Genomic DNA, 12,776 nt, shown 5'->3' on the forward strand with positions numbered 1-12,776 from the left:
AATTACTCACTTCCTTCCGCCAAAATACTTGGCAAAATCAAAGTATCATATGCACCATCTTGATATGCCTGACTACGCACCAATTGCAATTGGCTTTCAATATTGGTTTCAATGCCTTGGATGATCATTTCACAAAGGGCTGCTTCCATTTTACGAATTGCATTTTCTCGACTGCTTGCATGTACAATCAATTTTCCAACCATGGAATCGTAGTATGGTGGCACATCACAATCTTGGATCAAAGCTGTATCGAAATGTACCCTAGCACCACCTGGAATGTGTAAGAAATTCACCACACCAGCAGTTCTGGCATTGATTCTACATTCAATTGCATGACCTTGTAAGTTGATATCTGCTTGTGTAAACTCCAATGGAATTTCACAGGCAATGCGAATTTGCCATTTCACCAAGTCGATACCTGTCACTTCTTCTGTAATGGGATGTTCCACTTGCAAACGAGTGTTCATTTCCAAGAAATAGTATTCACCATTTGGTGCAAGTAAAAACTCCACTGTACCTGCATTGGTGTAGTTTGCTGCCTTTGCTGCCAAAAGTGCAGAATCCATCATACGCTGACGCAAATCTTCTGTCATTACAGGACAAGGGGTTTCTTCCAACACCTTTTGTTTGTTGAGCTGCAAAGAACAATCCCGTTCCCCCAAACAAACAATATTGCCAAAATGATCTGCCAAAATCTGAATCTCCACATGACGTACAGAAGTCAAATATTTTTCCAAGAACACATCTCCATTGCCAAAAGCACTTTTTGCTTCTGATGATGCTGTGAGAAATGCATTTTTCAAATCTTCTTCTTTTTCTACCACACGAATCCCTTTACCACCACCGCCAGCAGTTGCTTTTACAAGAAGTGGGAATCCAATGGTTTTTGCTTCTATTTCTGCTTCTTCCACAGTGGATAAGATTTCTGTTCCTGGAACCACAGGTACACCAACTTCCAACATCAACTGACGTGCATTGTCTTTGTCACCCATTTGCTCCATAACATCACCATCTGGTCCAATGAACACCACATCTTGTTCTTTGCAAAGTCTAGCAAAATCTGCATTTTCAGACAAGAAACCATACCCTGGATGGATGGCTTCTGCACCTGTTGCAAGTGCTGCACTAATGATATTTTGTTGATGCAGATAGCTTTCTGTTGCTGCATTGCCACCAATGCAAATGCGTTCATCTGCAAGTGCCACTGGCAAAGAATTTTTGTCTGCTTCGGAATAGACTGCCACTGTTTGGATGCCCATTTCCTTGCAAGCACGAATGATACGTACTGCGATTTCGCCTCTATTTGCAATCAATATTTTACGAAACATAGATCATTTCTCCTTTATGAGTGCAAAGGAAAACTCTGCACTGACACATAATTTTCCACCTACATAACCCTTACCCTCTGCCCAGTAAAATACACCTTTGCTTTTGATGAGTTTACACTCTGTTTCAAACACATCTTGTGGTCTAACTGGATTTTTGAAACGCACTTTATCCAAACCAGTAAAGAATGGTGTTGTGTTGCCTTCGGATGCTTCTGAAAGCAATACACAAGCGGATTGTCCAAGGATTTCACACAAAATCACACCTGGCACCACTGGATTTTCTGGAAAATGACCTTTCAAGAACCATTCATCACCTGTGATTGTTTTTTTGCCATATGCAACGCCATCACGCAGTTCCGCTTCATCAATGAGGAGCATGTTGTCTCTATGAGGTAGAATTTTCATAATTTCTTCTTGATTCATCTTATCCCTCCTGAATGCATACAAGGTTTTGGGCAAATTCCACAATTTGACCATTGTTTACACAAATTTCCAAAACAGTACCATCCACTTCAGCTTCAATGTTGTTGAACATTTTCATGGATTCTACGATACAAATGACATCACCTTTTTTGACGGTATCACCTACAGAAATAAATGGTGCTTCACCTGCTTTTGCTGCCAAGTACACAGTTCCCACAAGGGGTGCTTTTTGTACATATCCTTCTGTTTTGGGTGCTTCCACCACAACTTCTGGCATTTTTACTTCTGCTACAGGTTCTACTGGTATTTCTTCTACCACTGGTTGCATAGTCGCTGGTTTGCCACCAGATTCCAACACCAAATGACATTCACCTTCTGATAATTCCAATTTGGTTAAGCCGTTTTGTTTCAATATTTTTGCTAGATCTTCAATTTTTTTAATTTCCATATGAGTACCTCGATTTATGATTGATAACGGAACGACACAGGGGTCGTTCCCTACAGTGCTTCACCTCTGTCATTCTGAATGCAATGAAGAATCTAAGATCCTTCGACAAGCTCAGGATGACAATTCTTTGGGTTTTGTGGTTGTTGATGACGGCAAGAGTAGAACCCTTGCCCTACAATTCGTTATTTGGGTTTGTAGGGGCGTATCACGATGCGCCCGTTTATTGGTATTTTTTGAACGCCACACAAGCATTATGTCCACCAAAGCCCAAGGAGGTAGACAAAGCACCTTCCAAATCCACTTTGATTGCTTTATTTGGTGTGTAGTTCAAATCACAATTTTCGTCTTGTTCCAACAAATTGATGGTTGCTGGTACAATTCCATTTTGGATTGCCAAGATAGAAGCAATGGCTTCCACTGCACCTGCTGCACCAAGCATATGACCTGTCATGGATTTTGTGGAACTGATATGCAAGTCTTTGGCTGCATCACCAAATGCATTTTTAATGGCTTGTGTTTCAATTTTATCGTTCATTGGTGTACTGGTTCCATGTGCATTGATGTACAACCTATTTGCATCTACACCAGACAAACCTTCTGCTGCAATTTTGATTGCTTTCGCACTTGCTTTTGCTTCTGGAGATGGTGCTGTTACATGGTGTGCATCACATGTGGAACCATAACCAACCACTTCTGCATAAATCTTTGCACCTCTTGCTTTTGCATGTTCATAGTCTTCCAACATCACACAACCAGCACCTTCACCCATCACAAAACCACTTCTATTTTTGTCAAATGGAATGGATGCTCTATTTGGATCTTCAGAAGTGGTCAATGCCATACAGCTACCAAAACCACCTACTGCAAGTGGTGTAATTGCTGCTTCACTACCACCACAAACTGCTGCTGTGGTATAGCCATGCAAAATCGCTCTATAGCCTTCACCAATTGCTGTGGTTCCTGTTGCACAAGCAGTGGTCAAAGAAACGCAAGCACCTTCTGCACCCAATTTGATGGCAATGTTACCTGCTGCAATATTGGAAATGGTTTTTGGAATAAACAAAGGTGAAATTTTACGCATCCCCTTATCGGTCATGGTTTGATGACCTTCACAGAATGTTTCAAAACCACCGATTCCAGAACCAAAGTATACAGACAATTCTTCTTTGTCGATATTACCTTCTAAGCCACTATCGTCCATAGCTTGGATTGCAGAAACCACACCATACACTGTGAATTTGTCTAGTTTTTTTGCTGCCAATTTATCCATCCAAAGAGTTGGGTCAAAGTCTTTGACTTCTGCTGCCAATTTATATTTGGATTCTGACGTATCATAACGGGTGATTTGACCAATGCCATTTTTACCTGACACCAAACCATCCCAAAATTCTGCTACTGTATTGCCAATGGGAGTTACTGCTCCCAAACCTGTAATTACGACTCGTTTCATATACATAACCCCCGTTGATGGTTGATTGCATCATATTGATGTGTTGTAGTTGTTCATGACGACAAGAGTAGAACCTCTTGGGACTTTGTCCCAAAACCCTACAATTCATTGTTTCATTATTTTAGTTTACAGACAGATACAAGAACAGTTTCTACAGATACAATAAACTTTCAGTTATCACTTTCTAGTCCTTCACCATTCACTCTTAGCTCTTAGCCTGTGAACTTGTTCGCTTACATTGCCATACCGCCATCTACACGAATCACTTCGCCTGTGATGTAATCTGACATGAAAGATGCCAAGAACAAGGCAACATTTGCCACATCTTCCCCTTGACCAAAGCGTTTCATGGGAATGGAATCTTTGATGGCTTCATTGCTTGTAAATTTTTCTGTCATATCCGTTTCAATGAACCCCGGTGCAATTGCGTTACAGCATACACCACGAGATGCCAATTCCTTTGCCACAGATTTGGTTAAACCAACCACACCTGCTTTGGATGCAGAATAGTTTGCTTGACCAGCATTGCCATTCAAGCCAGAAACAGAAGTGATGTTGATGATTTTGCCACTTTTTTGTTTCATAAACAGAGAATATACTTGTTTGGTCATATAGAATGTGCCTTTGAGGTTAGTATCTACCACTGCATCAAAGTCTGTTTCTTTCATCATTGGCACCAATTTATCTTTTGTGATCCCTGCATTGTTCACCAAAATATCAATTTGACCAAAGTCAGTTACAATCTGTTTTACAACTTCTTTGACTTGGTCTGCGTTTGCAACATCACATTGATATGCTTTTGCTTTGACACCGATGTTTTCCAAAACTGCCACTGTTTCTTCTGCTTTTGCTGTATTTCCAGCATATAAGAATGCAATATCTGCACCATGTTCTGCATATTTTTTGCAAATTGCAGCACCAATGCCACGAGAACCACCTGTTACAACTGCCACTTTATTTGTTAACATTCTAGCACCTCTTTCAATGATTTAATATCTTCTACAGTGGATACTGCATATGTTTTTGCTTCTGGTGCAATACGAGCAATGAGCTTTTTCAATGTATTGCCAACACCCACCTCAATGAAGGTATCAAAACCATCTGCAACCATATTTTCTATACTTTCTTGCCAACGCAAGCTATTGTTCATTTGTAATGTCATCAAACCTTTCACATCATCACCATAAGGGTTTGTTGTGTAGTTGGAATAGACAGGAATTTCTGGTGTTTGGATGTCAAAATCTTCCAAAGCTTTGCCAAATCCTTCTGCTGCTTCGTCCATAAATGGAGAATGGAATCCACCACCAACTGGTATGGGAAGTCCACGTCCACCAGCTTCTTTCACAGCTTTTGTGAAGTCTGCCATTTCTTCTTTTGCTCCAGCCACCACCAATTGAGATGGTGCATTGTAATTCACTGGATATACTGCTTTAAATTTGCTACAGATTTCTGCAATCTGATTGTTTTCGAGTTTCATAACGGCTACCATGGTTGCTGGATGTTTTTTTGCTGCATCCCCCATCAGTTCACCTCTTTTGTGTGCAATTGCAAAGCCATCTATATAAGAATATGCTCCTGCAAATGCAAGTGCTGGAATTTCTCCAAGCGAGAATCCTGCTACACCTTCTGGCACAATGCCACTTTCTTTGAAGGCAATTGCTGCTGCCAAATCCGCTAAATACAAACAGGGTTGTGTATTCTCTGTTTGTTTCAATTCTTCGTCTGTTCCTTCGAAACACTGTCTTTTTGTTTCTGGTCGCAACACTTCTGCTGCTTCAAATAAATCTCCTACTGTTCGATTGCTGATATAGAACCCATGTCCCATACCTGCTTTTTGAGCACCTTGACCTGAAAAAACAAATGCTATTTTACCCATGCCACTGCTCCTTTCAAAATTTTTTCTGCACCTTCCATCAAATCTTTTACAATTTCTGCTGCTGATTGTTCATTGGAAAGCATTCCAGAAATTTGACCTGCCATCATACAACCTGTTTTGATATCCCCTTCTACCGCTGCTTTACGCAAAGCACCAGCACCTAGCATTGCCACATCTTCTGCTGTGGTATCTGCTTCGTATTCTTTTTTCAAGAAATCACGTACAAATTGGTTTTTCAAACAACGACAAGTATTGCCACCAAAACGTCTACCTGTTGCTGTTGTGGAAATGTCAGATGCTTTTTTGACTGCATCTTTGTAAGATTGGTGTACAGAACATTCTTCTGCCAAAAGGAAACGTGTACCCACTTGCACACCAACTGCTCCAAGCATGAAGGATGCTGCAACACCACGTCCATCACCAATACCACCGGCTGCGATAACAGGAATGTTCACCGCATCACACACTTGTGGCACCAATGGCATAGTTGCCATATCGCCAATGTGACCACCAGATTCGCCACCTTCTGCAATAACAGCGTCTGCACCAGCTCTCTCCATCATTTTGGCTGCTGCAACAGATGCTGCAACTGGAATGGTTAGAATGCCAGCTTCTTTCCAAATGGGAATGTACTTGGTTGGGATGCCAGCACCTGTCACTACAACAGGAACTTTTTCTTCCACAACCACCTGTGCGACTGCTTCCACATGAGGGCTTTGCAACATGATATTCACACCAAATGGTTTGTCTGTCAAACTTCTAGCAATTGCAATTTGTTCTCTGAGATAATCGCCTTCTGCGTTCATTGCAGAGATAATGCCAAGTCCACCTGCATTGGAAACTGCTGCTGCCAATTTACCGTCTGAAATCCAAGCCATACCACCTTGGAAAATGGGATATTCAATTCCGATCATAGAACAGATTGGTGAAGATATCATGTTGTTGTCCTCCTTAAAATCATTGTTTCTTTATGTTTATTGCGGGAGGATGCTATCCTCCCCTACAAAAGTTTCTGCTGGTTTATTTATTTCAGGCAAATATGGAATCCACCCCTACATAAGATTCTTCACTTCGTTCAGAATGACACACATATCAATTTGTCATCCTGAGGTTTTGACGCTTGCGTCAAAGAGCCGAAGTATCTTTTCTTTTATTTTGGATTACATTTTGCTTTCGATTGTTTTAACCAAATCGCCAACAGATTCCACTTTGCCTTCGCCAAGTTCTACTTCTGTGCCGAATTCTTCTTCTACGTTCATCAACAATTCCATAACATCCAAGGAATCGATGCCCAATTCATCAAATTTTGTTTCCATTTTGATTGTGCTTGCTTCACATTCCAATTTTTCTGCCAACATTTCTGCGATTTTTTCGAATACCATAATTTTTCTCCTTTTTGTCTGTTTGATTGTTATTTTCTATATATGAAACCGTTTTGGCATCATTTCGATTATATATTGCTGGCGACCACAGGTCGCCCCTACGAGTGCATTATATTTGGGTGCAGTGGTATAACGATTGATTCGTGAATCAACCCTACAATTGCATTTACATTTTTATTTCCAACGAATCAAGCTTGCTGCACTTGCCAAGCCACCACCAAAAGCAGTGAACAAAATCAAGTCGCCACTTTTGAACATGCCCTTGCGGTTCATTTCATCCAAAACAATGGGTACACTTGCTGCTGATGTATTGCCATAGCGATCTATGTTCACATAGAATTTTTCTTTTGGCATTTTCAGTTTGGTTGCTGCAAAATCTATGATTCTTTTGTTTGCTTGATGGGGTACCACATACGCAATATCTTCAATGGTCAAATTGTTTTGTGCCAACAATTCTTTTACATCACTACAAATGGAAGTGACTGCAAATTTGAAGGTTTCTTGTCCCTTCATATGTACAAAAGGTGTCAGATATTGTTCTTTTGTGTAGAAAGGTGAATTGCCAACTGGTTGTGGTACATCCAAAATCCCCATGCCACCCGTTACATGGAACACAGAATCCAAATAGCCATCTCCAATTCCCAAAACAGCAGCACCAGCACCATCACCAAATATGACACAAGTTCCTCTATCGTTCCAATCCAAAATACGACTCATTCTTTCTGTTCCAATGACCAGAATCTTCTTTGCTTTTTTTCTAGCAAACACACCAGCTGCTGTTTCCATCAAATATAAAAACGCAGAGCAGGCTGCATTGATATCCATTGCGTTGCAGGAAACACCCAGCATTCCTTGGATGATACATGCATTAGAAGGACAAAGGGTATCGCCACTGACAGAAGCCACCAGAATCATATCGATTTCTTCTGGTTTGGTGTTGCTATTTTCCAAAGCAGACACTGCTGCTTTATATCCCATTTCTGCTGATGTTTCATTTTCGCTGATGTGACGTTGTTTCACGCCTACACGTTGCATAATCCATTCATCGTTTGTGTCTACCAATTGTTCCAAATCATGGTTTGTTACAACCTTTGGTGGCACATACATTCCAGTTCCTATTATATGAAAGCTCATGGTTTTCCTCCTGCTATTTTTTCAGTTCACAATAACTTAGTGCCCGTTTTTCAAAAAAGGTTACAAAATTTCGAAAGTTTTTTTGTGAAATATTTTTTATTCCGTAGAACATATCAAAATCTAAGATTCTTCGTCATGAAAAAACACGCCTCGAAATGATAGCATCCTTGGTATATCCATTACATCAAAAAAGAGTCACAGCAAGCCATGACCCTACATTTGTACGATTTGATTTTTGTATTACAATTTCAATTTTTCCATAATCTTAGGGAGTATTTCTTCTTCTATAATCGGTTCTGGCAATGTCACCAGATACACCAATTCTTCTTTTTGGAACAAAATTGTGTTATTCTCCACCAATTCATAGTATACCAAACCTTTATATTCTTTGGTTTCAAATGACCCTTGGTAATCCACCTGACATTGGTTATATAAGTATGTAAAAATTGGTGTTGCTGCCCAAGTTGTTTGCATTCGGGTCACATTTGTGAAGGTATACCAATCATCTGCTTCTTCAGCGTATAAAAAATTTGTACCCAACAAAGAACTGTTTTCTTTTACCAACTGTTTACTTTCCAAAACTTCTTCTGTCAAATCTTCCAATAGCAACACAGGTAATTCTGCCAGATTTTCAAGCAATTGTTCTTGGTGTATACTGGAATAGGCATCGCTACTGGTGTTGATTTTTTGGAAAGAGATGGCAATAGTTCCCATTAGGATGACACCAATGACACAAATTGCAATGATGAGATTTTTATTGCTTTGTTCTGCTTTGCGTAATTTTTGTGAAATACGAATCAAAACAGTAGAACAAATCAGCAATACCACAATGGGCAATACCATATAGAATAACGTATTGGTTTCATTGTGTAGTTCGAGTACAATTGCGCCTATATAAAATAGGATTACGATAAACGTATACAACACATATCGTATGTTCATTTTTTTGTGTGGTGGTCGATATCCCAAGGTGATGATTCCATTTACAAGGGTATATCCACAAATGAAAACCAATAAACCACTCAAAACCAAATATAAATCACGTAACAAAATGTTGTACATCATCATTGGTGACGTAAACAAATACCCCAACAAAGCAACCAGCAATATAGAAAAGATAAATGACCAAGTGCTGCCTGTTTTTTGAATTTTGGCTTGCAAATTGGGTTCCAACTCTGGTTTTTCTGCTGTCAAATCATCAGAGCTGAAAATATAACATCCCTTTGATTTTCCAACACCATACCAACCATTTTCCATGTATTCTTCCATTCTTGCTTTTGGATAACGGTTGCAATATACAAGACTGGAAGTGGCAATGGGATCTACAATATATTGCAGTTCTTTTGTGGTGGTTTTTTCAAATCCAGCAAAGATACCTTTACACCAACGGAGTTTCAAACCTTTTTCTTGCAAGTTACGGTTGAGATAGGCTTCCATCTCCTTGTATTGATAAGGTGCGTAGGCAAATATTTGAATGGTATTGTTTTTCATCACATCACCTCTTCCATAGATCTTTTTTTGTTGCGGGTGGTTTATTATTACGGGCGACTACTAGTCGCCCCTACACCTGCATACATGTTTTTTACGGGCGCCCACATAGGGACGCCCCTACAATACATTTATTTGATTTGTGTGGATGGTTTTTTACGGGCGACTACTAGTCGCCCCTACAGCATATTTATTTGATTGTTTGTTATGCTTCTTTTGCTTTTTTTGCTTTATACATATAGTATCCAATTACGAAACTGAGCAAAATTGCAAGTGGGAATTTGGAGATGCTTGGCAATGGTGCTTTTTGCAAAACCACACAAATTGCAAGAATCAAAGGTACGAAAACTTTGTTTTTCTTGAAATAGCCAGCGATTACAGCACCCAAAATAGCAGGCAATGTATAATCAAAAGCATTTACAAAGAATGCAGGCAGAACTTCCAAAATTGCAACTCCTGTGATTGCAGCTAAGGTTACAAATGCCAAATTGACAAATACAGACATACCGATGGCAATGGTACCAACCAATTCGCCACGTTTTGTACCTGCTTCATATCCCGTTGCAGCCTGTGCAGAAAGCATAGCTGGCAAACGAACTGTAGGAATATTCCCTGCAAGATACCCAATGTAAATACCAGAAAGCCCCATTACAGGGTAAAATCCCAAAGGTTCTACAAAGTAAATAATCAAGTAGGAAGATACAATCAAAGCCCAACCTTGACCAATTTCACCCCAGGTAGGTCTCAAACCAAGACCCAACCAAAGGTACAAAGCAGGTAAGAAGGTTAAGATAGCAGCAAGTAAAGTTGTGATACGCCCTCTGCGGATCATCGGTACAGTATACTCATCATAGAACCGTTTATCCATGTCAGCTGTTGAATTTACGTTACTCATATCATCATCCTCCCATCTCTGATACATATTGTGCAATAAAGATTGCAATCAACATTGCGATACCAAGGTTATATTCTCTGAGTTTTGGATGTTTATCAGAAACTTTCAACAAGCCAATCATAACAACGAAACCAGCGATTGCTGCCACAAATTTAGGAGTACCGCCAACCATTTGACCTGCCAAGAACATGGAAATACAACCAATCATAACGCAAAGACCAACTGCATCGAACATTTTTGTATCGTGTTTTTCAATTGCCATTTTTACTTTTTCTACTCTATGTGCAAAGAGCAAGTTGACAATGAAGAAGCCCCATGTGTTCAATGTGATAACCCACACAGAACAAGTAAAAGCTGTGATGCCATAATCTGCACTGGCAACGTCAACACCCATTGCAGTTGCACCAGCAGTTGCACCCAACATTTCTGTTACAATGGTACCAATGATGGACAAACGCAACCAAGCAAATGGTCCACCCAAAAGGCTCATCATCGCAACCATTACCGTAAACATGGAAAGTCCAGGACCAATGGAACAAATTGCACCTGCTCGCATCGCTTCTTTTGTATCAGATGCTGTCAATCCAACCAATGGACCCGCTTTTACAGCATCTCTAATAAAGATATATGCTTGAATACATACCATAATAACGGTTGGAATTACCATTGCCCACAACATAGGCGTATTGGCAATTTCCAAGTAAGCTTTATTTGTCATTGTGTCCAATAAAAACATATTGTTCATACTCTCATCGCTCCTTTCTAATGAAGGGATCTATACTTATGCTTTGTCTGCTTTCAAAACTGCATTCAACATAACACTAGCGCCATTTGTACATTGTTCTGGTGTAGAGAATTCCAATTCTGTATGAGACAAACCATCTTTGGAAACTACGAAAATCATAGTTGTTGGAATCATATAGGAAACGTATTGTGCATCGTGACCAGCACCAGAATTGATATCCATATAAGGAATTTCCAATTCTTCTACAGATTCTCTTACATAACCAACCAATTCTTCATTGAAATAAACGGTATCTCTATTCCAACCCAAAACCACTTCACATGGACAACCATCCCACTCTTTGCCATCCAAACTCAACAAAATGTTACGCACTTGATCCAAAACTTCTGGATTTTCATGACGTACATCAATGGAGAAGTCAAAGAAATCAGGAATAACTGTGTTGACACAAGGACGAATTACCACTTCACCAGTGGTATACACCAAATCTTCGTGACCCAATTTGTCAATTTCTTCATGGAGATAACGAAGTGCACCAGACGCTGCAAAAAACGCATCTTTACGTTTTTTCATAGGGAATGTACCAGCATGAGCTGCTTGTCCATAGAATTTCACACGATAAATCATTTGCCCCAATACACAAGTTACAACACCAACGTCTTTGCCTGCATCTTCCAAGATAGGCCCTTGTTCAATGTGGAGTTCAAAGAGTGCTTTGTATTTTTCTGGTGACATTCTGTTTGCAATATCGCCTTTGTATTTGAAAGTAGACAATTTTTCACCAAAGGTCACACCTGGATTCCAAATGGATTCCGATGCCATCATTTTATTGAATTCGAAATTCCCTCTAAAGCGTTCTGGCATATAATCGTGGCACATGGTACCGGAACACATCATACATGGTGGGAATTCAGAACCTTCTTCATTTGTAAAAATCATTGCTGTCATAGGATGTTTGTGTGGAATTTCTTGTTCTACGATGGTTTCCAACACTTCCATTGCACCCATAACACCAAGGATACCATCATAGTTACCACCATTTCTTACAGAGTCACAGTGGGATCCCATTACAATGCGTTTTGCTTCTGGGTCAGAGCCAGGAATGGTGGCATACATATTTGCCAAATCATCACATTCAATGACTGCGCCAATTGCTTCCATGCGTTTTACAAATTCATCTCTTGCCATAATTGCTTCTTCTGACAAGGAGTATCTGGTAACCCCGCCATGGCCAGCATCCCCGAATTGTGCAAAGGTATTGATTTTGTTTGCCATTTTGTTTACGTCACATTTGTACATAAAATCCCTCCATTTCTGTTTTTGTTTTCCGTTAACTGTATTAAGTTGAACCCCGCTTGTGTTCAATCATAATCCATGCAAGAACTTTTGTTGCAATTTTATTGTGCAATCACCCTGTGGTGAAAATTTTATTTTTTATTTTGTTTTTGTATTTTATTTTTTGTAATTTTATAGTATGATATAATTAATATATTATACGCATTTTTCGATATGATATGTCTAAAAAACAATTGCAATCCATGCAATTTCAATTCAAACTCTATTCTTTTTGTTTACCCTTTCATTTACTTAGGTACAGAAATAGAAAT

The 12,776-nt window shown here is 39.6% G+C and carries 13 protein-coding genes; all 13 read right to left on the reverse strand.

What is annotated here, in order from left to right:
* Positions 1–2 precede the first annotated feature (2 nt).
* Positions 3–1,328: an acetyl-CoA carboxylase biotin carboxylase subunit gene (locus MJY40_RS10395; RefSeq protein WP_317854177.1), complete on the reverse strand. Its 1,326-nt coding sequence runs from the start codon at positions 1,326–1,328 to the stop codon at positions 3–5.
* A 3-nt stretch (positions 1,329–1,331) separates the two neighbouring features.
* Positions 1,332–1,751 carry a 3-hydroxyacyl-ACP dehydratase FabZ family protein gene (locus MJY40_RS10400; RefSeq protein WP_317854178.1) on the reverse strand — a complete coding sequence of 140 codons (420 nt, stop codon included), beginning with the start codon at positions 1,749–1,751 and terminating at the stop codon, positions 1,332–1,334.
* Between the two features lies 1 nt (position 1,752).
* On the reverse strand, positions 1,753–2,199 hold the full coding sequence (gene accB / locus MJY40_RS10405) for an acetyl-CoA carboxylase biotin carboxyl carrier protein (protein ID WP_317854179.1): 447 nt from the start codon (positions 2,197–2,199) through the stop codon (positions 1,753–1,755).
* Between the two features lie 220 nt (positions 2,200–2,419).
* Positions 2,420–3,649 (reverse strand): beta-ketoacyl-ACP synthase II, encoded by a 1,230-nt coding sequence (fabF, locus tag MJY40_RS10410; protein ID WP_317854180.1) that lies wholly within the window; start codon positions 3,647–3,649, stop codon positions 2,420–2,422.
* Positions 3,650–3,882: 233 nt separating this feature from the next.
* Entirely contained in the window at positions 3,883–4,617 is a 735-nt protein-coding gene (gene fabG / locus MJY40_RS10415) for a 3-oxoacyl-[acyl-carrier-protein] reductase (RefSeq protein ID WP_317854181.1), read from the reverse strand.
* On the reverse strand, positions 4,611–5,525 hold the full coding sequence (locus MJY40_RS10420) for an ACP S-malonyltransferase (protein WP_317854182.1): 915 nt from the start codon (positions 5,523–5,525) through the stop codon (positions 4,611–4,613). Before MJY40_RS10420 ends, fabG begins: the two co-directional genes overlap by 7 nt.
* Entirely contained in the window at positions 5,513–6,460 is a 948-nt protein-coding gene (locus MJY40_RS10425) for a nitronate monooxygenase (RefSeq protein ID WP_416387501.1), read from the reverse strand. The genes MJY40_RS10420 and MJY40_RS10425 overlap by 13 nt, the downstream gene beginning before the upstream one ends.
* Positions 6,461–6,685: 225 nt before the next feature.
* Positions 6,686–6,907, reverse strand: a complete 222-nt coding sequence (locus tag MJY40_RS10430) for an acyl carrier protein (RefSeq protein ID WP_317854184.1) — start codon at positions 6,905–6,907, stop codon at positions 6,686–6,688.
* Between the two features lie 174 nt (positions 6,908–7,081).
* On the reverse strand, positions 7,082–8,041 hold the full coding sequence (locus MJY40_RS10435) for a beta-ketoacyl-ACP synthase III (protein WP_317854185.1): 960 nt from the start codon (positions 8,039–8,041) through the stop codon (positions 7,082–7,084).
* A gap of 240 nt (positions 8,042–8,281) precedes the next feature.
* Entirely contained in the window at positions 8,282–9,532 is a 1,251-nt protein-coding gene (locus tag MJY40_RS10440) for a DUF2812 domain-containing protein (protein WP_317854186.1), read from the reverse strand.
* Positions 9,533–9,734: 202 nt separating this feature from the next.
* The gene (locus MJY40_RS10445; protein ID WP_317854187.1) at positions 9,735–10,424 is read right to left on the reverse strand and encodes a hypothetical protein; all 690 of its coding nucleotides are present in this window, start codon (positions 10,422–10,424) and stop codon (positions 9,735–9,737) included.
* Positions 10,425–10,428: 4 nt separating this feature from the next.
* Positions 10,429–11,169, reverse strand: coding sequence for a DUF5058 family protein (locus MJY40_RS10450; RefSeq protein WP_317854188.1), 741 nt, complete (start codon positions 11,167–11,169; stop codon positions 10,429–10,431).
* A gap of 36 nt (positions 11,170–11,205) precedes the next feature.
* Entirely contained in the window at positions 11,206–12,468 is a 1,263-nt protein-coding gene (locus tag MJY40_RS10455; protein WP_317854189.1) for a Zn-dependent hydrolase, read from the reverse strand.
* Positions 12,469–12,776 lie beyond the last annotated feature (308 nt).

Origin of the sequence: Chakrabartyella piscis, from assembly GCA_030067835.1 — a bacterium.
In the GTDB taxonomy this organism is placed as follows: Bacteria; Bacillota; Clostridia; order Lachnospirales; family Anaerotignaceae; genus Chakrabartyella; species Chakrabartyella piscis.